We start from the raw sequence: 26,574 nt of genomic DNA, 5'->3' as shown, positions 1-26,574 counted from the left end.
GTCGCCGGCGCTACGGAATCAATGACAGGCATGTCGACTATTAATAGCCACTGATAGTCTTGGGTAGAAAGCCCAGATAGAGTTCAGGGCATTAGAGGTTTCTTTGACGAGGTTTGCGATGTCCCGCACGATCCGTTTTCACAAGTTTGGTCCAGCCGAGGTGCTCAAATGCGAAGAGCATGCGGCCGCTCTCCCTGCGCCGGGCGAAGTGCAGGTGCGCGTCGAGGCGATTGGCATCAGCTGGTACGACATTCTCTGGCGTCAGAACCTGGCCCCGTCCCACGCTCGCCTGCCTTCAGGCCTTGGCCATGAAATGTCTGGCGTCGTGACGGCGGTCGGCGAGGGCGTCGATGATCTGGCCGTCGGCGACAAGGTCGCCAGCTTCCCGGCTGAAAGCCCCAACGATTATCCGGTCTACGGCGAACAGATCGTTCTGCCGCGCTCGGCACTTACCCGTTACCCGGACGTGCTCAGCCCGATCGAAGCCAGCGTGCATTACACGCCGCTGCTGATCGCTTACTTCGCTTATGTCGATCTGGCACGGGTCAAACCCGGGCAATTCGCCCTGGTGACCGACGCCAGCCACTGTGCCGGTCCGTCCTTTGTACAACTGGGCAAGGCTCTGGGTATCCGAGTCATTGCCGCGACCAAGACGGCCGAAGAGCGTGAGAATCTGCTGTCCCTGGGTGCCGAGAAAGTCATCGTCACCGAAGAGCAGGATCTGCTGATGCAGATCAACAAGATCACTGACAACCGTGGCGTGGACGTTGTGTTCGACGGTCTCGGCGGTCCACAAATGTCGTTGCTTGGCGATGTGCTTGCTCCTCGCGGGAGCCTGGTGCTGTACGGTCTGCAAGGTGGCAACCAGACACCATTCCCGGCCTGCGCAGCGTTCCAGAAGAACATTCAGTTCTTTGTGCACTGCATCGGCAACTTCACCGGCAAGCCGGAACTGGGCATCGTCCAGGACCAGGTCGCACTGCAGCGCGCGTTGCGCGACATCAACCAGTTGACTGCCGATCGCGTTCTGTTGCCGCTCAAGACTCGGGTCTTCCCGTTTGCCGAGTTTGTCGAAGCGCACCGCTACATGGACGAATGTCCATGCCGCGAACGGGTCGCCCTCCAGGTCGAACCTGCATAAGTCCTTCATGTGAGCCCCTCTGCAAGAGTCCGTGCCCCCACGGACTCTTCAGGTTTCAGCACCTGCCAAAATGAGACGTCCCATTGCCCCTCGATGGGCCAGTTCAGCAACTGAACTGGTTTTTGCTCTCAATCTGTATCTTCTAATCATCATATAAGCCTTGATAATTGAATGATTACTTTCATCTCAAGGAATGAGTCATGGCTGGGTATCGGCTTGATACTTTTCTATACACACTGTTAATACCTATCCGACCAATAGTTCGTTGTTGCGCAGTTGCCAAAAAAACATGGGTGACTTCTTTCTCTATTTCTTGTGCTAATTGTCTGTGGGACGCTGTCGGACATTTCCTAGGATGTCACTTGCAGCCCTTAGAGGCCGATTCTGCTGGGGCTCGCGACCACCCTCCGCTGGCTGGAGCAGGGGAGACTTTCAGTTATTTCAAATAATTACTAAAAGCTTAAGTGCTAGCATTTAGCAATAATCTCCAGTACTTCAATCGTGGCAAGCAACCCATTGCGCAATGCGTGTCGTTGTTGGCGTGATATCGAACTTACAAGCATCAGGTAAATAAAGATGACCAACATCCATGACCAAGCGATGAATTATGTCTATCAGCAAGTGCTTCAGCGATTGCTGAGTTTCTTCTCGCGCGCCGAGCGCACGGCATTGCAGTTGATGATTCAGCGACTGGTGGTGGCCGCCGGGGGCATGGGGCGTATTGGCGATTACAAGGTACTGGCGATTCAGTCCGGGTCCCGCGACAGTTGTTACACCCTGGCGCTGCTGCGCGCTGCACAGCTGAGTATCGCCGGTCGGGCTCCAGCGACATTCCAGTTGCGAGTGGCTTCGTTGCGCTTGAATGGAGCAAGCTCGACGGCCCTGGAAAACATCCATCGCAGCTACAGCGCCTTGTTCCTCTACGACGATCCTCGGGTCGAAGTGTTGATGGTTGATAACCGGGAAGTCCTGCCGTTCAACCATCTGACGCCGATCTCCGAAGGTGGCCGTGAGTCGAATCGGCTCAATTTTTTGATGGTGGGCCATTGTCGCACTTGGAACGGGCCGCTTGATTTGTGGGACGACGGGTATCTGGCCACCGGCGAGTTCTATGGGCAAATAGCGCGTTGGGACAGCGGGGTCGATGCATTGATCAGCAGCGACTCACTTTGTCAGCAGAAGCAGTTTCTTGCCGGGTTGAAGCGTGCTGCCGCCAAGGTCGGGCTCAAGACTTCGAATCATCACGAAACCGGCTACGAGGAACTTTTCGCGGTGCTCGATGAACTGGGCAGCGACTGCTACCGCGCTTTTTATGCTGAGCATGGCCAGGTTGCGTGGCGTCCGGCCGAACGATTTGAAGCCTGTCGTCGCGCTACGTACATCGACATTTACGACATGCTGGTCAGCAACCTGGAAGAACGTTGGCCGCTGCTCACAGAGTTTCTCGGTTTTCAACCTGACGAACTGGCGGCTCAGCTCAGCGACAACGAGTACGTCAGCCTTTCCATCTCTGCACACCTACGGGGGCTGCAGTCGTGCTTCGTGCTCGGCCGCGACTACGAGACGGGTGTCGCCGAGTACCTGCAACGGGCATTGGTGATGATGCGGCGCAAACCACTGGCGGAACGGTTGTGCGAGCAAGCGGTAGAGGCGTTCGGCAATCCGGCAACGCTGGCCGAGCAGCGCGGGTTGGCAGCGGCCGAGGCTCAAAAAAATCTTGGTCTGAGCGAGGCTCAACTGGTGTGCTTGCTCTTTTCACCTTTCGTCGAGAATGGCGCGGCGCTTGAGCGTTTTCTGCGCCAGTGCCACCCCGGCATGCTCGTGGCGATGCCGGATTTGCACCGGGCAATGCAGGGCAACCCGGTGCCTGAGCAGATTGTGCAGTGGATGACCGATGTCAGCGGATTGGCGGTCAGCTTGATCGGCAAGCTTTACCGCATGGGGCCGGTGAATGCGAATGAGGGTAGGGCAGGTACCCCGACACTCGGCGGCGCGGGTTTGCAAGCCAAAGCCGCCGACGATGACGTTGACGCGGCGGTGGCGGATGAATGGTCTGCGGGGCGCTGAAAGTGCGTGGCTTGACAGATTTCTTGACGATGCATGATGACGCTCATACGGCATTCGGCCCTTGCCCATGAAAGGGCCACGAGAAACTGACTTTGCATATCAGGCGGTGTACCGGTATCTGACGAACCTGATCAACGAACCGGTCAGTGACACGCGAGTCCGTCTGCCTTCGTTGCGACAGTTGGCGGAGCGTCTGAGCGTGTCGATCTCGACCATTCAGTACGCTTATTCGCTGTTGGAGAAGGAAGGGCGCGTTTATTCGGTGGCCAAGTCCGGGTATTACGCGTTACCAGTGTCCTACATCAGCACGCTCAGCAGTGGCAACGACCTGCTCGAAACCGTTTATGTCAACGCCAGACGTCCCGGAATGCTGGTCTTGAGCGCCGATGAACCGGCGTTGTTGCAACCCCTCGACAGTCCGTTGTTACTGCTGGAACGAGAACTGCTGCGTCAGTATCCGCGTCAGCCGCAACCGACATCGCAACCTTGCGGCGAACTGGAGCTGCGCATTGCGCTGGCAGCGCGCTACACCACCTCGCCGCTGCGCCGCTGGCATGCCGACGATGTCTATATTGGCGCCGACCTGCGTGGGGTGCTGGAAATACTGATCGCTGTATTGAATCTCAAGGACGCCACGGTGTTGGTCGAGTCGCCGTGCGACTGGGCGATTCTGCGGTTGTTCCAGGCTGCGCAGGTGCGAGTGATCGAGCTGGCGGTGCAATCCGGCGGTGGCCTGGACGTCGAATGGCTCAAGGAACTGCTGGAGACCGAGCCGGTGCGGCTGGTGATGGTTTCATCCGGGCTGAACATGCCGCGAGGCAGCCTGGCACCCGACGACAACCGACAAGTCGTCGCGCAGTTGCTAGAGCGACATGGCAGTTGGGTGTTGGAAAACGACTGCTACGGCGAACTCGGATTCGAACCGTACGGCCAGCGGTTTCGTGACTTGCTGGACCCTGATCGGCTGATCGTGTTTTCCACCTTCGAGAAAATCATCGGACCGGAGGCGCCATACGGCTATCTGCTGTCGCGGCATTTCAGGGCCGAGCTGCAACGGCACTTTCTACTGCGTTCGTTCCGCTTGTCACCGATTCGCCAGAAAGCCATCGCTCGTTTGTACAGCAACGGACGTGTCGATCAACATCTTCAGGTACTACGGCGGATGCTCAAGGACCGCAAGGTGCAGATGACGCAACTGTTGCAGGATCGTCTGGGCGATGCCTTGCACTTTGTCGAACCCCAGGGCGGTGCAACCATCTGGGTACGTTCGCTGCGCCGGGTCGATGTACGTCGAGTGTTCCAGCGCCTGCTCAAGCACCAGGTGGTGATCGCACCGGGAGAGCTGTTCAGTCTCCAGGGCTTGCATGCGCAACACTTGCGCCTGAGTCACACCTTCGGCGGTGATCACGACCTTGCCGCGGCAATGGGTTTGTTAGGGGACGCCTTGCGTCTGGAGTCGATCGATTGAACGGCGCCGCACACCTTGCGTGGCACTCATGGATCGATCCCATCGCGTTGCGGTCAAACTGCCAGTAAACTGCGTTCCTATTCCTGAACCCTTCTACTTCAGAGGTTTTGCATGACACTCAGTCCTTTTGCGGGCAAACCGGCACCGGTAGAACTGTTGGTCGACATCCCGCGACTGGTAACGGCCTATTACACCGGCCAGCCCGATGCCGCCATCTCGACCCAGCGTGTGGCTTTTGGCACATCCGGGCACCGAGGCAGCTCGTTCGACTTGAGTTTCAATGAATGGCACGTTCTGGCGATCAGCCAGGCGATCTGCCTGTACCGCGAAGCCCAGGGCATCGATGGCCCGCTGTTCGTCGGCATCGACACTCATGCGCTGTCGACCCCGGCCGGCGCCAGCGCCCTTGAAGTGCTGGCCGCCAACGGTGTGACAGTGATGATCGCCGAAGGTGACGAGTACACCCCGACACCGGCCATTTCCCACGCCATTCTCTGCTACAACCGCACACGCACGTCCGGCCTGGCGGACGGCATTGTCATCACGCCGTCCCACAATCCGCCGCAAAGCGGCGGCTACAAATACAACCCTACCAATGGTGGCCCGGCCGATACCCACATCACCAAGTGGATCGAAGCCAAGGCCAACGAACTGCTGAGCAACAAGCTCGCCGGCGTCAAACGCATCAGCTACGAGCAAGCGCTGAAGGTCGGCACGACCCATCGTCACGATTATCTCAATACCTACGTCGCCGACCTGATCAACGTGATCGACTTCGACGCCATCCGTGATGCCAAGCTGCGTCTGGGCGTCGATCCGCTGGGTGGAGCCGGGGTGCGCTACTGGCCGGCAATTGCCGAGCATTACCGTCTGGATCTGGAAGTGGTCAACAAACAGGTCGACCCAACCTTCCGCTTCATGACGGTCGACTGGGATGGTCAGATCCGCATGGACCCATCGTCCACTCACGCCATGCAGGGCCTTATTGGTCTGAAAGAGCGTTTCGACGTAGCCTTCGCGTGCGACCCGGACCACGATCGCCATGGCATCGTGACCCCGTCCGGTGGTTTGCTCGCGCCGAACAACTACCTCGCCGTAACGATCGATTACCTGTTCCAGAACCGCCCGCAATGGCGCGCCGATGCGGCCGTGGGTAAAACCGTGGTCAGCAGCGGCTTGATCGATCGGGTGGCAAAACGTTTGGGTCGTCGCCTGTACGAAGTGCCGGTCGGCTTCAAGTGGTTTGCTGACGGCCTGTTCGACGGCTCTCTAGGCTTTGGTGGCGAAGAAAGCGCCGGTGCTTCGTTCCTGCGCAAGGATGGCAGCGTCTGGTGCACCGACAAGGATGGCTTGACCCCGGCATTGCTGGCCGCAGAAATGACCGCCCGCACCGGCCGCGACCCAAGTCAGGCCTATCGCGCCTTGACCGATGAACTGGGCGAACCTTTCTCGGTGCGCGTCGATGCCAAGGCCAACCCTGAGCAGAAGGCACTGCTGAGCAAATTGTCGCCGGACCAGGTCACCTCGACCCAACTGGCGGGCGAAGCAATCCAGAGCATCCTCAGTCACGCACCGGGTAACGACCAGGCGATCGGTGGCCTGAAAGTCATGACCGAGAATGGCTGGTTCGCGGCGCGTCCATCGGGCACTGAAGACATCTACAAGATCTACGCTGAAAGCTTCGTCAGTGACGTACACCTCAAGCAATTGGTGGCAGAAGCGCAAACACTGGTGGACGGCGCGATCTCGGCGAAGTAATCCAGAATGTAAAAAGGGGCGGCCATGACGGTCGCCCCTTTTTTGACACGTATTTAGAAGATCAAGCCAGGTCCACCAGGACGATTTCACTGTCTTCGATGGCGGTCACCCGCAAGACCTGCTCATTGGCAACCGCAATACCGTCTCGAGCTTGTGCACGCAAGCCATTGACTTCAATGACGCCGGTGGCCGGCACCAGATAGGCGCGACGGCCATTGTCCAGGCGATACTCGGCGGATTCACCGGCCTTCAGGTTCGCCGCCACCAGTCGTGCATCGGCTCGAATCCGCAGGCTTTGATCGTCGCCAGCCTTACCGCTCGCCAGTGTTACGAAACCTTCGCGCTGGCCTTTCGGAAAAGGCTTGGCGCCCCAGGACGGTGCCAAACCGGATTCGTTCGGGATGATCCAGATCTGGAAGATTCGGGTCTCGGTCGCTTCCAGGTTGTACTCACTGTGGGCGATCCCGGTGCCGGCGCTCATGACCTGAACGTCGCCCGCTTCGGTGCGACCCTTGTTACCCAGGTTATCTTCGTGAGTGATTGCGCCTTCACGGACATAAGTGATGATCTCCATGTCCCGGTGCGGGTGTTTCGGGAACCCGGTGCCAGAGGCAATTACGTCGTCGTTCCACACCCGCAAGTTGCCCCAGTTCATGCGTTTTGGGTCATGGTATTGGGCGAACGAAAAGTGGTGATGAGCATCCAACCAGCCATGGTTGGCGCCGCCCAGGGATCTGAAAGGTCTGAGTTCAAGCATGATCGTCTCCTGAAAAGGTTCGTCATGGGGCAGGGCGCCTGAGCCACGAAACGCGAACCGGTGGTTGATGGCGAGCATCATCCATCAGGAATTCATCGATAAAAAGCGTAAAAATCGCCTCAATACAATCGAATAATTTAATGTCAAACAGCCTCAAAAGATTCTCACCCAACCTTCACTTCATCGCATAAGCCAATGACCTGTAAGCATTTCACTAGAACTGAACGGCAAATGCAGACACCATAGCTCTCAACAGCCTCACACCCTGGAGTCAGTCCGCGTGCCGCAACACACCCCCGATCTACCTCCTGAACTTCGTCCCCTGGCCGAGATGCCGCTACTCAAGCGTCTGGCCGCGCGGTTCTTTGGTCACGGCCTGACGCGTCTGCGCGCACAACACCGGGCATCCTGGCTGCACGGCCAGGCCGACGGCTTTCGCAGCGGGCACAGCGCCGGGGTGGATTACGGCTATAAGGAAGGCAAACTTGAAGGGTTGGAGGAAGGCCGGCAGGTACTGTTGATCCGAGACTCGCGCTCGACCGAACACCGGCCGCCCAACGTTGACGAGAATCTGTTCGACGATTGGCGTCTGCCATTGAGCGCTGAGTTGAAGAAGCGCATGAAGACCGATGTCGCTCGACTGCTGCCACCGCACGCCCAGCCCAGCACCGCGCAGTGGAAAATGATTTTCAGCGACACACCCTCGACCTCGGTGATTGCCGGCGCGGGTGCGGGCAAGTCGACCACGTTGGTGTTGCGTATTTTGCTGCTCACCCATTATCTGGGGTTCGAGCTGAGTTCGATGACAGTGGTCACCTTTACCCGTGAGTCGCGCAAAGACTTCATCAAAAAGCTGATCGAGCTATTTGCACTCTGGGGCCGGTCGCTCAGTTTCAGAGAGGCGCGTGATCTGGTGCGCACCTTCCATTCACGAATCCTGCCGATGGTTCGCAGCCTACCGGGCTTCGAGCGGCTGCAAGCCTTCGAAAACCTCAGTCACCGTGCGCAAAGCGGCGATGAGGAGGTCGACAGCAATCCTTTCGACCTGCGCATCAACGACGCCCAGCGCCAGCAACTCAACACTTGCTATCACAGCCTGCACACCCGCAATGAGCGCTTTCGCGAATTGATCAAGCCATTGTCCCGTCACGCGCTGCAACTCAAGGAGCTGGAGCGCGATCATCCGGACGTGCAGAAGCGCATGGCCGTGACCGAACTGGCCGCCAAGCGTGATGAAGAGCTCTGCGACGCTATCGAAGATTTGTGGTTTCGCGCGGGTGCCTGGCCAATCAAAGGTATTGAGCCGAAGCGTCAGACGTTCGATATCAACGGCTCAACATTTCATTGTCATGGCTATATTCCGAGCCTGGACGCTTGGGTGGTGCTGGGGTTCGATCCCCGGGAAAACCCGCAGGTCAGCCGCCCCAATGCCAAATTGAGCGTGCGCGCGGAATGGGCGGTAAAGCGCACTCTGTTTCAAGCTTTCTGTCGTAAATCATTGATATGGCTGGATAGTTACGAGTCATCAACGCGGGTACTGGCCTCTCTGGGAGGCGATGCCAGTGCTGGGCCTGGCTTCGATTACAAGGTCAAGGGCGAGCTCAGCGCGGCTCCGCTACTGGACTGTTTTGTCGCTGCCGCCGGTTTTATCGAGAATCTTGGCCTGGATGTACCCCAGGCCGTGGGCCAAATGAGTTTTGCCAAGGACGACCCCGACCGGTTTTTCTTCGAGGCCTTGAGCCTGTACTGGCGAGCGCTGGAAGATCATCTGCTCGATCAAAAACCCCCCGTGATGACCTACAACCGGATGTTCGCCTTGTTCAGCGAACATTCGCCGCAGAACCTCAAGCTGCTGAGCGATGAACTGCTCAGGCCGATGTCGCACTTGATGATCGACGAATTCCAGGACGTATCGCCGCAGATCGTTTCCTGGATTCGCGCAAGCCTGACGGAGATCCGCAGTCGCGGCCCGGCCATGCACGTGGGGCGCGGCGCACAGCGTTCGTCGTTGCTCTGTGTCGGCGATGACTGGCAATCCATTTATGGCTGGCGGGGCAGTTCGCCGACGTACTTCATGGAATTCAACAAGGAATTCCCTTCGCCGAGCACGACCAAGGTGATGCTGAGCGACAACTATCGCAGCCATCAGCACATCATCGATGCCGCCGAACACATCGTTCGTGCGGCACCGGCGATCGCAGGCAAGAAGGCCAAGGCCAGTGGCGAGCCGAAGGCTTTGCTGCCAGTTAACGTTCTCGATCGTGACGATCAGGGCATGGCTAAACGCCTGATGGAACACTACGGAAAAGGCGATTCAATCTTGATGCTTTATCGAAAAAGTAGCGATAAGTTATTGATAGAAGATCATATTAAGTCTGTAGTTAATGTTGATTCTAGCTTGCCGTACGAAGCTCGCCGGCTTAAACAGCTGACTTATCACAGCGCCAAGGGACTTCAGGCAGACGCCGTGTTCCTGCTGGGTGATTGTCAGCACCTGACCCGTTCTCCGTACAAGAACCAGGTCTACCGCATGGCGGGTCTTGGCAAGACAGGCGACAGCGAAGCGTATGACAGCGCACAGAAAGACGAGATCCTGCGACTGGCTTACGTCGGCATCACTCGGGCGGTGAGTCATTGCTATTGGTATGTCGATGGGCAAGACACCCAGGCAACCAACCAGCCTAAAGCTTCCGATCGGATCGGCAAAGGCAAAGTGTTCTTTGCCGATCACCGACAGGGCAAGACATCGGCGTGAACCTTTAAAGATCGTCGCGCACAAAAAAGCCCACTTGTCGTGGGCTTTTTGTTGAGTGTTCAGCCTTCAGGCATAGCTCCTGAGGGCGGTGGGTGGAATGAAAGCCTCAAGCTCGTCTTCCACCGCTTCGATTATTCGTTCTACATCCGCAGCATTCATGACCGTCGCGCAAGGAATGCCGGCGATGGCGATCAGGGTCTCGCCACTGGCACGGTCAAATAGACGGGCAATCATGCTGCCCGGCGCATCCATGCTCGCCTCGAAACCCATGGGATGAAAATGCCAGCGCATCAGCTGGCAGGCGTTTGGAAAGGTGACTTTACTGAACCCTTTATTCATATGTAGCCCGCCTTGTTCATCGAGCGCTTCCTTTAGCTCATGTTAGGAGGGAAGAGCCTTCAATGGCTCAACCAGTGACTGCCTTTAAAAGTAGCATCCAGATGTGAAAACAATGTGGATTTTTCAGGCCGTTTAGCGATTGGTTCAGTTTTTTTGATGCCGGTCACGGGAGCGGTCAGTATTCGGCAGTTTGCCACTACTGGTTGGTCATTGAAGCTGAGACGAAATTTCGGCAAGCTCGGCTTTTTCTCGCCGAGTCCTTTATGCACGCCGATGATGATGGTCCGCTGCAAACCCAGGCCACAGGGGACACGGTGATGCGTTATCACTTGCGCTGGAAGCACCGGGATCTGGACGGGGTGATGGCGCTCTATCACCCAGAGATTCAGTACAGCGATTTTTTTCAGAACCGTGTGATGGAACTGTGCGAATTACGTGAGTACGTGCGCAGCAGCATGCCCCGCGATCCCGACGAAGCCTTGGAACATTCGGACCGCATTCGTCTGGACGGCAACACGGCGTTCATTCAGTACCGCATCACCCTTCGCGGCGGTGAAGGCCTTGTGTCATTCCGGACCGGCGAGGCGATTACCGTTCGTGACGGACTGATCTGGCGGGTCAACGAATATGCCTCGCTGGTGCGTGAACAGCCCGTCAGCAAAGTTGCCAGCAGTCAACGCCCGGCGGTCAGTCGACTCGGACTGTCTGTGCGTCAGCTGAGTTTCATGGCTGAAGACTTGCTGCAGTATTTTCAGCGCCAACAACCTTACCTCGATCCCGAACTCGACCTGCAACGGGTGGCGAAGGAGTGCGGATATAGCCGCAATCAGATTTCCTACCTGCTGAATCAGGTACTGGGCCAGAGCTTCTATCGATACGTCAACCAGGCGCGTCTGCAGCATGTGCTCACGGCACTGAATAACGCCACGCCGCCACTGCGTATCGACGAACTGGCGTTTGCCGCCGGGTTCAATTCGCTGTCGGCGTTTTATAGCTGCTTCCGTCAGCACACTGGCCAGTCGCCCAAGGCCTACGTAAAACAAATTTCTTTGCGTGCACGCGCGCAAGACAGCCTTTAAGGCTACGCACTAGGATCGACACTATCGAAGATTGAGTGGCGGAGTCTTACATGCCGGCGTGGCGCACTATCAGTTTGTGGATGGATCAGCTCGACGAGCCATTATTGGCGCGTCCGGCGCTGGAACAGGATCTGGACGTCGACGTCGCTATCATTGGCGCGGGATACACCGGGCTCTGGACGGCGTACTACCTCAAGCGCCTGGCGCCTGACCTGAATATAGCCATCGTTGAAGCGCAAACCGCCGGTTTTGGCGCCTCGGGGCGTAACGGCGGCTGGATGATGGGCAATGTGCTGGGCGAAGACCGCTTGCTCGCCGATTTGCCGCCCGAACAGCGCCGGGCTTCTTTTGATTTGCTGCACGGCATTCCGGATGAAGTCGGTAGGGTCCTCGAACGCGAAAACATCGACTGCGATTACCGCAAAGGCGGGGCGCTGTATTGCGCTGCCCGCTATCCGGAACAGGAAGCCAGCCTTCGGCACTATCTCGACACCCTCTATCGCCAGGGATTGACCGAAAGCGACTACCGCTGGCTCAGCCCCGCGCAGTTGGCGCAACAGATCAGAGTCGCCAAACCTTATGGCGGTATCTATGCACCGCACGTCGCGACCATTCACCCGGCAAAGTTGGTGCGAGGTCTGGCGCGGACGGTGGAGAAAATGGGCGTCAGGATCTACGAAAAAAGCCCGGTCACCCAGTGGCAGCCGGGTGGCCTGCGCACGGCGAAAGCGTCGGTCCGCAGCCGTTGGATCGTGCCGGCGGTGGAAGGTTACTCGGTCACCTTGCCTCCTTTGGGGCGTTATCAGCTGCCGGTGCAAAGCTTGATAGTGGCCACCGAGCCGCTATCCGCTGCCACGTGGGATGAAATCGGCCTGAGTCGCGGCCAGGCCTTCAGCGAAAGCAGTCGCCAAGTCACTTACGGTCAGCGCACGGCTGACAACCGGCTGGTGTTCGGCGCGCGGGGCGGTTATCAGTTTGCTGCCAAGTTGCGCCATGACTTCGACTTGACCACCAGCGAAGTGGAGCTGCGGCGTTATCTGTTTGGCGAACTCTTCCCGCAGCTCAAGCACGTACGGGTTACCCATGCCTGGGGCGGCAATCTGGGGATGTCCCGGCGTTTCAAGCCGCACATGCTGTGCGATCAGGCCAGCGGCACCGCCTTGTCGGGTGGCTATGGCGGGGAGGGCGTCGGTGCCAGCAACCTGGGTGGCCGGACTCTGGCCGACCTGATTCTGCAGCGCGACACCGAACTGGTGCGCCAACCGTGGGTCATCCAGGGCGGGCTCGACGCGCTCAGGGCCTGGGAGCCGGAGCCCTGCCGCTGGCTGGGTTACAACGCGATCATCCGCAGCTTCGCCCATGAAGACCAGACCCTGGCCAACCCGGCCACCGCACCATGGCGTCGCAAACTCGCCAGCGGCATTGCCGGCTTCATGGAAGGTTTCATGCGGTAAACGGTGCGCTCTTTATCCAAAGACCGACATTTGTAAGTCCTTTTTTTCAGCCGATGTGGTGCGACATATCTCGATGTTTGTTCGTCATGGCAAACAAGGACGGGTGAAACACAGCCCTTTCACGAGCGAAAGTTAACGGTCTCAAATGAGCGTGATTGTGCCGAGCGGGCAATCGTCTCCACAATTTCGGCTACCCGATACCCATCCTCAAAAGTTGCGCGCGGAGCAATTAGCTTGCCTGCTGCTATCGCTTCGAGCATATGTCGAGCTTGATGGGCAAAACACTCGTTCCAGCCGAGTGGATGCTGGCCTTGGATGCCGATAGGCAACCAGAAATCACTGTAGGGATGATCCGCTTGAGTGACCATCTGCGTGCGCGAACCGCGTTTTGGTTCATAAATAACGAGTTCGTTCAGGCGCTCCATATGAAATGCGATTGAACGCTTACTCCCGTCAATTTCAATGAAGCCACCAAGATTATGCGCGCTGGCTACTCGCGAGGCTTCGAACGAGGCGCTGGCGCCATTGTCCAACTGGGCAACACATACGAAGGAGTCGTCATTCACGTCAATCACTTTGCCGGCCGGGTCTTTGGTCCATGTGTTGGTCATGGCGGCTACCGAGCTCACTTCACCCACCAGGAAACGCGCTTGATCTATGTGGTGTGATCCAAGGTCGCCCAGTGCACCAAGGCCTGCTTGCGAACGACTGAAGCGCCAAGACAAAGGATCGCCAGTCACCATATTGAGTAAAAAGCGGGAGCGGAAATGACGAATTTCACCAAGCTCGCCCGACTTGATCATTTCTCGTGCGAGATTGAGCGCAGGGATTGATCTATGCATGAAGGCGCACATTGCGGTGGCCTCGGTTGCTTCGACTCCTTTCCACAATTGATAAGCCTGATCGGCGGAGCCAGCCAGCGGCTTTTCACAAAATACCGCCTTGCCGGCTTTGGCCGCCGCAATCGACGGTTCTGCGTGAAGATGATTGGGCCCGCAGTTGATCAACAGATCGATATCTGCGGCGCCTGCCACTTCACGCCAGTCAGTCGTGATGCGTTCAAATCCATAGCGTTTCTGGGCTTCTGCGGCGAGTTCGATATTCTGATCTGCCAGGGCGACCAAACTGATATCTATTTTGGGCGACCAGCTTGCCATCGCGGCATTACGGAAAGCCAATGCGTGCATCTGGCCGATAAAACCCGCGCCTATTAAGCCAATTCTGATCATCGTGTTTTTTCCATATTTTGTTTTTGTATGGTGCGCATAGCGCGTCTTTGTGCTGCAAACGCAACATGATGAGGTTACGAGCAAATGTCAAATAAATTGTTGACAATGTTGTCGATGATTCTGTGCTGAGCCCAATGCACCTCGCTTGAAGGGCAACTAATAAAAAGAGGCAGACATGAATACAGGATTCTCGCGCCGCCGTTTTGGACAGATCGTGCTAGGAGCCAGCGCTGTACTGGCATGTGGTGGCGTGCTTGGCGCTATCGTGGGTCCGGGCAAGAAGATCGCCATCCTGCCAAAGACACTCATTAATGATGTTTTTCAAATCAAGATTGCTGAAGCTGCGGAACGTACGGCAGCAGCGCTCGGTATCTCTACCGAACGTTTTAGTTCAAGCAGCGATGTGGCGGTATTAGATCAGATCAACATTATCGAAGCGCTGATCGCCCGTGGCGAGTTTGGCGGTATTGTGTTGGCGCCGACGGTCGCACGAGGTTTAGGTAATGTGGTGCGTAAGGCAAAGCAAGCAGGCATTTTTGTTGTATTGGTTGACTCTAGTACAGACGGAGATGGCCATGTCACGTTGATCCAGGGTAACAATATCAAGGCGGCGGGAGCCGCTGCCGATTTCAGCGCCAAACTGATCAATGAGAAAGGCAAAGTTGCGATGCTGGAAGGTGAGCCTGGCGGCACAACAGCGGCGCAGCGCAAGCAAGGCTTTCATGACGCGCTCAAGAAATATCCTGAGATTAATCTGGCGAGTTCCATTACTGGACATTGGACATTGCCGGGTGGGGTACAAGCTACCGAGGCGATTATTATTGCCCATCCGGATATCGATCTTATTTTTGCCGCATCCGACATGATGGCTCTAGGCGCTCGCCAAGTTCTTGAGCGGTCGGCAAAAAAAGCAAAATCGAAAGGTGATCTCGTCCAAGCCAAAAAATTGTTAGAGGTCAAGATAGTTGGTTTTGATGGCGTTGCCGAAGCGGTGACACAGATCAGGGATCACAAGATGTCAGGCACTATTTCTTTGTACCCCGATGTAATGGGCAGCGAAGCGGTCGAGATAGTGGCACAGTTGATGTCGGGCGAAAAGCAGTCTTCGGATTTTCCCGAACTTATCGATTCCGGTATGTTGCTGGTGACGCCAGAAAATGTTGAAGATTACGCTATGCGGACAGGTCTGCCGAAGGGCTAAGTTGCTTTAATTGCAAACAATGCATGGCGAGCAACGTTTAGCTGCTGAGCAACTAAGATCCGATTAATAAAAACACTATCCAAGATAGGAGGAATGCATGCCACTTCTTTCAATTCGCAACGTGCGTAAGCAATTTGGTGCGCTATTCGCGCTCGACGATGTTTCTATCGAATTCAATGCCGGCGAAGTTGTTGCTTTGCTGGGTGATAACGGTGCAGGTAAGTCGACGCTGATCAAAGTCATTTCTGGTACCTATATTCCTGAGGAGGGCGAGATCCTATTAACGGGTGAAAAAATCGAATTTCCTACACCCAAGGCCGCCCTTGAGGCCGGCATCCAGACGGTGTTCCAGGATCTTGCGCTTTGCGACAACCTCAGCGTTGTGGCCAATCTGTACCTAGGGCAGGAGCTGCGTAAATCGATTTTCCCGGGCCTGTCTGTTTTCGATACTGCACGCATGCGACGCCGAGCCACTGAGCTGCTGGTGGAACTTGCCGTCGATTTGCCTAGCGTCGATGCCATGGTCAAGGACTTGTCCGGAGGTCAACGGCAATCTGTCGCCATCGCCAAAGCGGTCAACGCCGATTGCCGTGTGATCATCATGGATGAACCGACGGCTGCGCTCGGTGTAGCCCAGACCCGCAAAGTGCTGGCGCTGGTGAAAGAGTTGCGGGCGCGTGGCATGGCAATCATTTATGTCACTCACAATATGCACGACGTGATGGAAGTGTGCGACCGCTGCGTGATTATGAAAAACGGTCGAAAGGTCGGCGAGGTTGCGACGTCGGCAATCAGCAAAGAGGAGTTGGCCAACATTATCATCACCGGTGAAATGAAGACTGCTGCCACTGCCCCAATCCAACTTCCTGTTTAGGTGCCTTATGTCCGCGAATATTCACTCTAAAATGCCACCGGAAAACCCCACCGAAAAAATGTTCTCATTTTCTTTCTGGCGTTTATTCGATGTGATTGGCCCCTTGCTGCTACTGATTTTTATTTTTCTGGCCATTACGTTAATCCATCCTGCGTTCTTTAGCGCTGCCAACATGATGACCATCAGCTTGCAGGCATCGGTTAATGCTTTGCTTGCGATCGGCATGACGTTGGTAATCATTTCCGGCGGTATTGATCTCTCTGTCGGCACCATGATGTCGCTGTCGATGGTGGTGATGGCGGTCGCCACTACTTCACTGGGTATACCGATGTCTGGAGCGATGGTTATTGCCATTGGTCTAGGTATCGTTGGCGGCGCCATTAATGGTTTCTTGATTTCCTATGGTCGGATCCCGGCCTTCATCGTCACGCTTGGCATGTTAGGAATCGCTCAAGGAACAGCGTTGAAACTTTCTGATGGTTATGCGCTGTATGGCTTTCCGGAGTGGTTTGATTACATCGGGAATGGTGAACTGCTAGGCATTCCATTCCCGGTCTGGATTGTGGCGGTAGTTGCTATCTTGGCCCACTATATATTTACCCAGCGTCCCTTGGGTCGCTACACCTATGCGATTGGGGCCAGCGAAGAGAGCGTCAGGCGAGCGGGTGTCAATGTTAAGCGGCTGAGAATAAAGATCTACATGTTTGCCGGTTTCACTGTTGGTTGTGCAGCGATTGTGCTGTCGTCACGCATCAGCTCAGCCCATCCTGGAATTGGTCTTGGTTATGAACTAGATGCAATTGCTGCTGCAGTCATCGGTGGTGCTAGTTTGATGGGGGGGCGCGGTAGTGTGATGGGGGCTGTTAGCGGCGCTCTAGTCATGGCGACTATTCGCTTTGCCTTGAATGTCTTTGGCATGGATCCATTTTTACAACAAATCGTAGTGGGAGTGGTGCTGATCGGCGCTGTGTATCTAGATACGATCCGTGTTTCATATGAAGCAACGCTCACAAAAGCGCGTGCACGACAAAAATGACAATCACTTTCGCACAAGGGCAAAAAGCATGTACTCAACTATTTTAACGAAACTCGGCCGCCGTTTGCGGCTGGGCATGGTGGGCGGAGGCTTTGACTCGGTCATCGGTGAAACGCATAGGATTGCTTATCAAACCGATGGTTACTATGAACTGGTCGCGGGTGCTTTTTCGATAGATCAAGAAATATCGCGCGCGACCGGCGCGGGGTTGCTGGTGTCGCCTGATCGCATTTACGACGATTATCGAGATATGGCAAGGCGTGAGGCGGCACGTAAAGATGGCATCGACGTGGTGGTGATTGCAACGCCGCCGCAAATACATAAAGACGTTGCGATGGCGTTTCTTAATGCGGGCATCGATGTCATCTGCGAAAAACCACTGACCAAGACCGTAGCGGAAGCGCAGGAGCTCGCGGCATGCGTAGCATCGTCGGGGCGTTTGTTTGTACTGACGCATTGCTATTCCGGTTTTCCCATGGTTCGCCATGCACGTGATCTGGTCAGGTCAGGTGCGCTGGGACGTCTACGCATGATAGAGGTGGAATTTGCTGGCGGTGCGCCGGGAGTCTCGGTGGAGCCGGAAGATCCGGCGCAGCGGCATTGGCGCTTTCGTGCGGCATCGATGGGTAAAGAAGCGGTGCTTGGTGAAGTCGGTTCGCATGCTTATCATCTGATGAGCTATATCACCGGCATGCTGCCGCAGCGTTTGTCTGCACGCATGCAGACGTTGGCGGCGCGGCGAGAAGTGTATGACAACGCTTATCTCGATTTCGACTATAAGGATGGTGTTGTTGGTCGTCTGTGGGCGAGCTATGTCGCTACTGGCAGCCAGCATGGTTTGTCATTTCGTATTTATGGTGACAAGGCGGCGCTTGAATGGCGCGAAGAGAATGCCGAATACCTTCATTTTCGACCCCTCCAAGCGCCAGAAATGATTCTTCGATCGGGGCAGGACGGCACCTCTGATTTTGTCGCGCGCTCTTCGCGTTTCCGACCTGGGCATCCGGAAGGTTATCCGCTGGCTTTTGCCAATATCTATGCAGAAGCTGCACTGGCGTTGGTAGCCGCCCGTACCGATACCAGCAGTTCGGATTATATGGGCAATTTGCCAAGCATTGCCGACGGTGTCGCCGGTATGCGCATGATTGCCGCGGCGACTGCATCAAACCTAAACGATGGTGACTGGCACCCCTTGTAGTTATGGGGCGGTTGTAAAGCTGAGTGCAGTACCTTACTGCCCGTTAGGGTGCTGCCACGTTCCATAAAGATCTCGCGCTTTTGGCGAGTGAGTAGCACGTAACTCAGAGCAACTTTAAGAAGCCGATCGAAGTATCCACTTGGCGGGTGGGCTTGCAACATTAAACTCATATATTAATTCGGTAATCGTGTTGCCCTTAGCGCCTGCAACCGTCCTGTGCCGCCGGCGAAGTTAATAAAGCGAGTCGTGCGGCTGTGCCGAATATTTAATTCAGGTGAAAAATATGCGAGCAAACGGATTACAAGACGTATGGCAGCAGGGCAGATGCGCGTTGAATGCGTGGTTGTCGATAGGCTCCAGTTACAGCGCCGAGGTGGTGGCGCATTTGCCTTACGATGCAGTTACGGTTGACCTTCAACATGGGATGTTTGATATAGAGACCGCGCTCAGTATGCTGCAAGCGATCTCCACCACGGCTGCAGTGCCCATGGTGCGGGTGCCAGCCAACACGGCCTGGCTAATTCAGAAAGTGCTCGACATGGGGGCGTATGGTGTCATCTGTCCTATGATCGACACGCGCGAACAGTGCGAAGCCTTCGTAAGAACGATGCGTTATCCCCCTCATGGCGAACGCAGTTATGGCCCAGCGCGCGGTATTTTATACGGCGGTGCCGATTACGTTAACGGTGCTGATGAAGCAGTGCTGTCGTGGGCAATGATAGAAACTGAGTTGGCATTGGAAAATCTTGAACAGATCGCCAGCGTGCCGGGTTTGCATGGTCTTTACATTGGACCTAGCGATTTATCCATGACGTTGGAAGGTGTGATTAGTAATCCACTCTCACCACGAGTAATTAGGGAAATAGAGCGCGTTATCCAGGTCGCACGCGCTCATGCTCTGCGCGTCGGCATTTTTTGTCCGGATGTGGCCTTCGCCCGTGTAATGGTGGCGTCTGGTTGCGATTTGGTAACGGTGATGAATGATGCCGGTTTGCTGCGCAAGGCCACCGGCGCACTCATTGCAGAAATGCAAACAACCGCCGACCTATAGACAGTGCGATGTTCCTGACCTATTACATGTAATGGGTCAGGAATAACTATCAGGCCTCAAGAACCAATTTTTTCACCACGGATATTGATTTCGATGCGGATACCATTCGGATCGATAACATATATCTGTGCCAGATTTAATGTCGGTGATTCCACTGTTTCGAATTCAGTGCCGAGATTGCGCAGGTGTTGACAAAAGGCCAGGTAATCGTGCCCCTCAAAAGCGACATGGTCTATGGCGCCTGTTTTACCAGATTGATCAACTTCAACGAAATTGACATGAATGGCCGGCACATCACCTACGTAAATCCAGGTTCCCGGTTGGCTGACGTCGGGGCGGCGGTGTGGGGCATTTTCCAGCCCTAAAACCTCAGTGTAAAACTTGACGGTCTGTTCCGGTTTTACGGTTTCTATATTGTAATGCTCCAGCTTGCTGAGTTTCATATAGGGTACCTTTTTTATGGGTTTTCACTGTGCGCATTGTTGGGTAAATTGTCAACAATATATTTACCACTATCATTGAGGCTTTTTTTGGTATTATCGCGGCAGTAAATCGTACTTAGGGCTTACGTAAACAGTGCACGAAAAAGGCATGCCAACGCTGTTTATGTCAGCCCCAGCAATCAAAAAACATCAGGAAATTCTGAGGATCCGGAATGCGTGCAGATGTGGTTCAACAGTTGGAAGAAGAAATTGTTTTTGGCATTCTTCATTCAAAAGAGAAGCTGATTGAAGAGGATTTGGCCGCACGTTTTAATGCAAAACGTCACGTCATCCGAGATGTGCTGGACGACCTGCACGCAGCCGGATTAATCACCCGCATCCCCAATCGCGGTGCATTTGTGCGCGAACTGACGCCGACTGAGGTGACCGAAATCTATGAGGTGCGGGAGGTACTGGAAGTCGCCGCTGCCATGCGTACGCCGCTGCCAGCGCCAGAAGCGATTTTGACGACAATGCGAGAAATTCAAAATCGCCATTCGGCCGCCATTGCTGCGGGAGATCTGCGCGCAGTGTTCTATCTGAACATCGAATTTCATCAAGCCCAATATTCGGCCTGTAATAATAGCAAGCTGGTCGAGATCATTATTGATTGTGCCAAACAGGCTCACCTGATCAGGGCAGTCAAATATGCGGATCCAGGACATCTGAAAAAAGTGGAGAGGGATCACCTGGCGATTTTGGCGGCGATGAGCGGCACTGATCGGCAAGCGTTGATCGAAGTGGTGAAAGCACATTTGCCGGACTCTCCCAATGCTTATATTCGTGCTTACGAACAGCGCTATGGGACGCTCCACGACAGTGTTTAGTGAGGTCTGAGAAAACGCAGAGCTAGGGGAGGGGGCCGTTTCGGGGTTCGGTTAAACACTGCGCAGCAACCCTCGTGTACTTGCCTCGACCGCAGATATCTCGCCATCGAGCTCGCTTACGGGCTCATCAAGTGCGTGCAGGTCATTCGTCAAACCGTTATCTGCATCTTCTAGGCCGCCGTCGATTCGATTGGCAACGCTGTAGATTCCAGGCTTCCTTTCGATGGATCAGGCTGCGCAGCGGTCGCCAGAATCTAAAACATCAAAAATGTCCAGCCGATATCAATACGCTGGCACTCATATTAATAACTCACACACAGTGAGACCCTGTCGACAAAAAGCAACTTACCTTTATTTAATTATTAAATAATCAATCGTCAGACGATTTGCGCAAATCGCCCTCTAATAAACAATATTTCGACAGCGCAGGCATTGTTTTCGGGCACTTTCAGGAACAGCTCAATTTGACGTCAAAAAAAAGCTAGACGTTTGATTTCGAATTGTGTCAGTTTTCTTTCGCCTTCATTGGGCGAGTGATAGGACGATCTCGCCAGAGATTGTTGCTGTCTGACAAAAAAACTGTTCCATAGCTAAACAAGGAAGTGTGTTTATGTCGAAAGTAAAAGACAACGCTATTGATAGCGCCGAACAGGCGTTCCAGCCACTGCACGCATTGGCTGCATCCAGTTCTGCGTTCAACCAGATCAATAGCTTCAGCCATCAGTATGATCGGGGCGCTAACCTCATGGTCAATGGCAAACCCTCCTTCTCCGTCGACCAGGCAGCGACACAATTGCTGCGCGATGGCGCGGCCTACCTGGACAGGGACGGCAGCGGCACAATCGAACTCACCTACACGTTCCTGACCTCGGCATCGTCGAGCACCATGAACAAACACGGGATCACCGGGTTCAGCCAGTTCAGCGCTCAGCAGAAAGCCCAGGCCGTGCTGGCCATGCAATCCTGGGCCGACGTGGCCAATGTCACGTTCACCGACAAGGTCACGGGTGGCGACGGTCACATGACCTTCGGCAACTACAGCGGCGGTCAGGATGGTGCGGCGGCCTTCGCCTATCTGCCTGGCACGGGTGCGGGTTACGACGGTACTTCCTGGTACCTGACCAACAGCCGCTACACGCCGAACAAGACGCCGGACCTGAACAATTACGGCCGGCAAACCCTGACCCACGAGATCGGGCACAGCCTGGGCCTGGCCCACCCTGGCGACTACAACGCCGGCGAGGGCGCGCCGACTTACAACGACGCGTCCTACGGGCAAGACACCCGCGGTTACAGCGTCATGAGCTACTGGAGTGAAAGCAATACCAGCCAGAACTTCAGCAAGGGCGGCGTCGAAGCCTATTCGTCCGGTCCGCTGATGGACGATATCGCGGCCATCCAAAAGCTCTACGGCGCCAACACCACCACCCGTACCGGTGACACCACTTATGGCTTCAACTCCAACACCGGGCGCGACTTCCTGAGCGCGTCTTCATCGTCGGACAAGGTTGTGTTTTCCGTATGGGATGCGGGCGGCAAGGATACGCTGGACTTTTCCGGTTTTACTCAAAATCAGAAGATCAACCTCAATGAGGCCTCGTTCTCCGACGTTGGCGGCCTGGTGGGTAACGTGTCCATCGCCAAGGGCGTCACCGTCGAGAACGCTATCGGCGGTTCGGGTAACGACCTGCTGATCGGCAACCGCGCGTCCAACGAACTGAAGGGCGGTGCCGGTAATGACATCCTCTACGGCGCAGGCGGTGCGGACAAATTGTGGGGCGGTTCAGGTTCGGACACTTTCGTGTTCGCGGCCAGCAGCGACTCCAAACCCGGGGCAGTCGACCAAATCCTCGATTTCGTCAGCGGCCTGGACAAGATCGACCTGACCGGCATCACCCACGGTGCGGGCCTGCATTTCGTGAACGCGTTCACCGGTGCGGCAGGCGATGCGGTGTTGACCTCTTCGAGTGGCAATAGCCTGTTGGCGGTGGACTTCTCCGGGCATGGCGTGGCTGATTTCCTGGTCAGCACCGTGGGCCAGGTGGCGTACACCGACATCGCTGCGTGATGTGAGGTGAGAAGGAGGGCGGCGCAGACGCGCTGCGCTCTGCCCCTTGAAAGGAGTAAAGCGCCTCATGATCCATAACGGCTTCACCTACAGAACAACCGCGTGGCTATTGGCGACGTTCATGATGTTTTTTGGAGATTTAGCCATGGCGAGCAGCCTGAAGTTAGCAGACCCCTCGGCACTGACCGGCAAATGGCAGGCGACCCTGACCGTCAAAGATGACTCGCCAGAGTCCCAGGCGTTGCAGGACAAACCGTCCAACGTCTGCGTCATCGACTTTCAACCGAAACAGACGCTGGGTGAGGGCGCCGATTGTCTCAGCGCCTGGCTGGACGGCGAATCTGCGATTGGCTGGTTCCCTGAGCCGGATGGCCTGGCGATCACCGGCAAAGGAGGTTCGAAGATTCTATTTCTTAACCGCCAACGCGACGGATCGTATAAAGCCACATTGAAATCCGATTGGGTCATAACACTTGTGCGCCTGGTGCATTAACACGACTCGAATATAACGTTCGTCATTGCCGACAGAAGAGCAACCCAACTAATCGAAGACACCTTGTCGCCCACGAAACGTTGTTATTAGTTTGTGAACGCTTGCGCAATGCCGATAACCGCCGCTGCGCGGACAGTTAATGGACACGTCGCCAGATAGGGCGAGTAAAAACACCTCAGGAAGAACCCATGAAGATGGCAAAGAGTCCGGCCACCGCACCATTATTCAAAGCGCTGGGCGACTACAAGAGCATCCTGATCAGCGTCGGTTGTTTTACCGCGTTAATTAACGTGCTGATGCTGGTCCCGTCGATTTACATGCTTCAGGTCTACGACCGCGTGCTGTCTTCGCAAAATGAAACCACCTTGGCGATGCTGTCGTTGATGGTGGTCGGGTTCTTTGCTTTCATCGGTTTGCTTGAAATCGTGCGTAGCTTCATCGTTATCCGTATCGGCAGCCAACTGGAGCGCCGTTTCAACCTGCGGGTTTATCAGGCCGCATTCGAGCGCAACCTGTTTCGGGGCGAGGGCAACGCCGGGCAAGCCTTGGGAGACCTGACGCAAATTCGCCAGTTCGTCACGGGCCCTGCACTGTTTGCCTTCTTTGATGCGCCGTGGTTTCCGGTCTACCTGTTCGTGATTTACCTGTTCAATGTCTGGCTCGGCGTGTTTGCGACGGTGGGCACGGTGCTGTTGATAGGCCTTGCTTGCCTCAACGAGGCAATGACAAAAAAGCCCTTGGGCGAAGCCGCAGGGTTTTCCCAGGCATCCAGCCAACTGGCCACCAGTCACCTGCACAACGCCGAAACTGTTCAGGCTATGGGTATGCTCGGGGCGTTGCGTAAACGCTGGTTCGAGGTCCATTCACGTTTCCTTGGCTTGCAGAACCAGGCCAGCGACACCGGTGCCGTCATCAGCTCTCTGAGCAAAACCCTACGCCTGTGCCTGCAATCGCTGGTGCTGGGTCTGGGGGCATTGCTGGTGATCAAGGGTGATATGACGGCCGGGATGATGATCGCCGGTTCCATTCTGATGGGCCGCGTCCTGAGCCCTATCGACCAATTGATCGCCGTGTGGAAGCAGTGGAGCGGTGCCAAGCTCGCTTACCGTCGTCTTGATTCGTTGCTGCAAGCCTTTCCACCAAGTGACGAAGCCATGGCGCTGCCGGCGCCGAAGGGGCAGATCAGCTTCGAACAGGTCAGCGCCGCACCGCCGGGACAACGGGCGGCCACGCTGCATTTGGTCAATTTCAGCCTCTGTGCGGGGGAAGTGCTGGGGGTGCTCGGGGCATCCGGTTCCGGCAAGTCGACCCTGGCCCGGGTGCTGGTCGGTGTCTGGCCCACGCTTGGCGGTACGGTGCGGCTCGACGGCGCGGACATTCATCGCTGGAATCGCGACGATCTTGGCCCCTATATCGGTTATCTGCCACAGGACATCGAGCTGTTCAGCGGCAGCATCGCCGAAAACATCGCCCGGTTCAGCGAGACGGACCCGCAAAAAGTGGTTAAAGCCGCGCAGCAGGCCGGCGTTCACGAACTGATTCTGCGCATGCCGCAAGGCTATGACACCGTGCTCAGCGAAGACGGCGGCGGCTTGTCCGGGGGTCAAAAGCAGCGCGTGGCCCTGGCCCGCGCGTTGTACGGCAACCCGCGACTGGTGGTGCTGGATGAGCCCAATTCCAACCTCGACACCGTGGGCGAAGCAGCATTGGCCAGCGCCATTGCGCAAATGAAAGCCCAAGGTACCAGCGTGATTCTGGTGACCCATCGCTCCTCGGCACTGGCCCAGGCCGACAAGCTACTGGTGCTCAACGAAGGACGCCTGCAAGCATTCGGTGCAAGCCAGGACGTGCTTAAGGCACTCGCTGCCAATCAGGAGCAGCAGCGGGAGAAAACCGCGCAAGCACCGGGCGGGCTCAGCATGAGCCGACAGTATCAGCCCTCGACAAGGAATTCGGGCGTATGAGTAACATCAGCGAAGCCACCATGGAACACGACTACATCGTAGAACGCCCCGAGCGCGACGCGCGTTTCTTCGTCCGCATGGGCTGGATTCTGGCGATCGTCGGCGCTGGCAGTTTCTTCACCTGGGCCAGTCTCGCGCCTCTTGACCAAGGCATTCCCGTGCAAGGCACGGTCGTGGTGTCGGGCAAGCGCAAAGCCGTGCAATCGATGAGCAGCGGCGTGGTCAGCCAGATATTGGTGCGCGAGGGTCAAGGGGTGAAGCAGGGCCAGCCATTGTTCCAGCTCGACCAGACGCAAGTCGCCGCTGACGTGCAATCGCTGCAAGCGCAATACCGCATGGCCTGGGCCAGTCTGGCGCGGTGGCAGAGTGAACGGGACAACCTCAAACAGGTGAGTTTCCCCGCTGAACTGAGCAACAATCCTGACCCGCGTCTGGCCTTGGTGCTGGAAGGTCAACGGCAGTTGTTCAGCAGCCGGCGTGAAGCGTTTTCCCGCGAACAGGCTGCTTTGCGCGCCAGCATCGAAGGCGCCAGCGCGCAACTGGGTGGCATGCGCCGCGCCCGCACGGACTTGACTGCCCAGGCCAGTTCTCTGAAACAACAGCTGAGCAACCTTCAGCCCCTGGCGGATAACGGCTACATCCCGCGCAATCGGTTGATGGAGTACCAGCGTCAGCTGTCGCAGGTTCAACAACAATTGGCAGAAAACACCGGCGACAGCGGCCGTGTGGAGCAGGGCATCCTCGAATCGCGGCTGAAACTGCAACAGCACATCGAGGAATATCAGAAAGAGGTCCGTACCCAACTGGCCGAGGCGCAATTGAAAAGCGTGACGCTGGAAGAGCAACTGACCTCCGCCGGATTCGATCTGCAACACAGCGAGATCCTCGCCACCGCCGATGGTATTGCGGTTGACCTCGGGGTTCACACCGTGGGCGCGGTGGTGCGTCAGGGCGAAACGCTGCTGGAGATCGTGCCTCAGGGGGCGCGACTGGAGGTGGAAGGGCACCTGCCGGTCAATCTGGTCGACAAGGTCGGCACGCACTTGCCAGTGGACATCTTGTTCACCGCATTCAATCAGAGCCGCACGCCGCGCGTGCCCGGCGAAGTCAGCCTGATCTCCGCCGACCAGATGATCGACGAGAAAACCGGTGCGCCGTATTACGTACTGCGCAGTAGCGTCAGCGATCAGGCCATGGAAAAACTCAACGGTCTGGTGATCAAACCTGGCATGCCGGCGCAAATGTTTGTGCGCACCGGTGAACGTTCACTCCTCAACTATTTGTTCAAACCGTTGCTCGACCGGGCAGGTTCCGCGTTGACTGAGGAATAAGG

21 protein-coding genes are annotated in these 26,574 nt (G+C 56.1%); 17 read left to right on the top strand and 4 right to left on the bottom strand.

The features are described from left to right. The first annotated feature begins 118 nt into the window (after positions 1–118). From ACXPVS_RS16875 to pgm, 4 genes are all read left to right on the top strand, one after another. Positions 119–1,141 carry a zinc-dependent alcohol dehydrogenase family protein gene (locus tag ACXPVS_RS16875; protein ID WP_458510938.1) on the top strand — a complete coding sequence of 341 codons (1,023 nt, stop codon included), beginning with the start codon at positions 119–121 and terminating at the stop codon, positions 1,139–1,141. 576 nt (positions 1,142–1,717) lie between these two features. Continuing rightward, positions 1,718–3,208 carry a hypothetical protein gene (locus ACXPVS_RS16870; RefSeq protein WP_458510937.1) on the top strand — a complete coding sequence of 497 codons (1,491 nt, stop codon included), beginning with the start codon at positions 1,718–1,720 and terminating at the stop codon, positions 3,206–3,208. Positions 3,209–3,275: 67 nt separating this feature from the next. Continuing rightward, entirely contained in the window at positions 3,276–4,676 is a 1,401-nt protein-coding gene (locus ACXPVS_RS16865; protein WP_458510936.1) for an aminotransferase-like domain-containing protein, read from the top strand. A 111-nt stretch (positions 4,677–4,787) separates the two neighbouring features. Then, positions 4,788–6,434 (top strand): phosphoglucomutase (alpha-D-glucose-1,6-bisphosphate-dependent), encoded by a 1,647-nt coding sequence (gene pgm / locus ACXPVS_RS16860; RefSeq protein ID WP_458510935.1) that lies wholly within the window; start codon positions 4,788–4,790, stop codon positions 6,432–6,434. Between the two features lie 61 nt (positions 6,435–6,495). Here pgm and ACXPVS_RS16855 read toward each other — a convergent pair whose 3' ends face one another. Next, positions 6,496–7,191: a pirin family protein gene (locus tag ACXPVS_RS16855; RefSeq protein WP_458510934.1), complete on the bottom strand. Its 696-nt coding sequence runs from the start codon at positions 7,189–7,191 to the stop codon at positions 6,496–6,498. A gap of 280 nt (positions 7,192–7,471) precedes the next feature. Here ACXPVS_RS16855 and ACXPVS_RS16850 point away from each other — a divergent pair, with 280 nt between their 5' ends. After that, positions 7,472–9,946, top strand: a complete 2,475-nt coding sequence (locus tag ACXPVS_RS16850) for a UvrD-helicase domain-containing protein (RefSeq protein ID WP_458510933.1) — start codon at positions 7,472–7,474, stop codon at positions 9,944–9,946. A gap of 66 nt (positions 9,947–10,012) precedes the next feature. Here ACXPVS_RS16850 and ACXPVS_RS16845 read toward each other — a convergent pair whose 3' ends face one another. Continuing rightward, positions 10,013–10,285, bottom strand: a complete 273-nt coding sequence (locus tag ACXPVS_RS16845) for a DUF1652 domain-containing protein (RefSeq protein WP_458510932.1) — start codon at positions 10,283–10,285, stop codon at positions 10,013–10,015. 263 nt (positions 10,286–10,548) lie between these two features. Between ACXPVS_RS16845 and ACXPVS_RS16840 the strand changes: the two genes are divergently transcribed. Both ACXPVS_RS16840 and ACXPVS_RS16835 read left to right on the top strand, forming a co-directional pair. Beyond that, positions 10,549–11,364, top strand: coding sequence for a helix-turn-helix domain-containing protein (locus ACXPVS_RS16840; protein ID WP_458510931.1), 816 nt, complete (start codon positions 10,549–10,551; stop codon positions 11,362–11,364). A 50-nt stretch (positions 11,365–11,414) separates the two neighbouring features. Continuing rightward, positions 11,415–12,818: an NAD(P)/FAD-dependent oxidoreductase gene (locus ACXPVS_RS16835; protein ID WP_458510930.1), complete on the top strand. Its 1,404-nt coding sequence runs from the start codon at positions 11,415–11,417 to the stop codon at positions 12,816–12,818. Positions 12,819–12,937: 119 nt separating this feature from the next. Here ACXPVS_RS16835 and ACXPVS_RS16830 read toward each other — a convergent pair whose 3' ends face one another. Then, positions 12,938–14,047 carry a Gfo/Idh/MocA family protein gene (locus ACXPVS_RS16830; protein WP_458510929.1) on the bottom strand — a complete coding sequence of 370 codons (1,110 nt, stop codon included), beginning with the start codon at positions 14,045–14,047 and terminating at the stop codon, positions 12,938–12,940. Between the two features lie 175 nt (positions 14,048–14,222). On the opposite strand from ACXPVS_RS16830, the gene ACXPVS_RS16825 reads away from it, so the two are divergent. The 5 genes from ACXPVS_RS16825 (at position 14,223) to ACXPVS_RS16805 (ending at position 19,407) form a co-directional block, all read left to right on the top strand. Further along, complete coding sequence (locus ACXPVS_RS16825) at positions 14,223–15,248, top strand: sugar ABC transporter substrate-binding protein (protein ID WP_458510928.1); 1,026 nt, start codon at positions 14,223–14,225, stop codon at positions 15,246–15,248. Between the two features lie 97 nt (positions 15,249–15,345). Beyond that, positions 15,346–16,122 carry an ATP-binding cassette domain-containing protein gene (locus ACXPVS_RS16820; RefSeq protein WP_458510927.1) on the top strand — a complete coding sequence of 259 codons (777 nt, stop codon included), beginning with the start codon at positions 15,346–15,348 and terminating at the stop codon, positions 16,120–16,122. A gap of 7 nt (positions 16,123–16,129) precedes the next feature. Beyond that, on the top strand, positions 16,130–17,158 hold the full coding sequence (locus tag ACXPVS_RS16815) for an ABC transporter permease (protein WP_458510926.1): 1,029 nt from the start codon (positions 16,130–16,132) through the stop codon (positions 17,156–17,158). Further along, positions 17,118–18,356, top strand: a complete 1,239-nt coding sequence (locus ACXPVS_RS16810) for a Gfo/Idh/MocA family protein (RefSeq protein WP_458510994.1) — start codon at positions 17,118–17,120, stop codon at positions 18,354–18,356. Before ACXPVS_RS16815 ends, ACXPVS_RS16810 begins: the two co-directional genes overlap by 41 nt. Positions 18,357–18,639: 283 nt before the next feature. Next, positions 18,640–19,407, top strand: a complete 768-nt coding sequence (locus tag ACXPVS_RS16805; protein WP_458510925.1) for an HpcH/HpaI aldolase family protein — start codon at positions 18,640–18,642, stop codon at positions 19,405–19,407. Between the two features lie 56 nt (positions 19,408–19,463). On the opposite strand, the gene ACXPVS_RS16800 is transcribed toward ACXPVS_RS16805, so the two are convergent. Continuing rightward, entirely contained in the window at positions 19,464–19,850 is a 387-nt protein-coding gene (locus ACXPVS_RS16800; protein ID WP_458510924.1) for a VOC family protein, read from the bottom strand. Between the two features lie 212 nt (positions 19,851–20,062). Between ACXPVS_RS16800 and ACXPVS_RS16795 the strand changes: the two genes are divergently transcribed. The 5 genes from ACXPVS_RS16795 (at position 20,063) to ACXPVS_RS16775 (ending at position 26,572) form a co-directional block, all read left to right on the top strand. Next, on the top strand, positions 20,063–20,716 hold the full coding sequence (locus ACXPVS_RS16795; RefSeq protein WP_458510923.1) for a GntR family transcriptional regulator: 654 nt from the start codon (positions 20,063–20,065) through the stop codon (positions 20,714–20,716). A gap of 610 nt (positions 20,717–21,326) precedes the next feature. Continuing rightward, positions 21,327–22,784, top strand: a complete 1,458-nt coding sequence (locus tag ACXPVS_RS16790) for a serralysin family metalloprotease (protein WP_458510922.1) — start codon at positions 21,327–21,329, stop codon at positions 22,782–22,784. 67 nt (positions 22,785–22,851) lie between these two features. Beyond that, complete coding sequence (locus ACXPVS_RS16785; RefSeq protein WP_458510921.1) at positions 22,852–23,277, top strand: AprI/Inh family metalloprotease inhibitor; 426 nt, start codon at positions 22,852–22,854, stop codon at positions 23,275–23,277. 188 nt (positions 23,278–23,465) lie between these two features. Further along, entirely contained in the window at positions 23,466–25,241 is a 1,776-nt protein-coding gene (locus ACXPVS_RS16780; RefSeq protein WP_458510920.1) for a type I secretion system permease/ATPase, read from the top strand. Continuing rightward, on the top strand, positions 25,238–26,572 hold the full coding sequence (locus ACXPVS_RS16775) for an HlyD family type I secretion periplasmic adaptor subunit (RefSeq protein ID WP_458510919.1): 1,335 nt from the start codon (positions 25,238–25,240) through the stop codon (positions 26,570–26,572). Before ACXPVS_RS16780 ends, ACXPVS_RS16775 begins: the two co-directional genes overlap by 4 nt. The last annotated feature ends 2 nt before the right edge of the window (positions 26,573–26,574 follow it).

This window comes from Pseudomonas sp. Ma2-10, from assembly GCF_054330215.1.
Note: the sequence above shows the minus strand (reverse complement) of the source record. Positions and strands in the feature narration are given on the sequence as shown.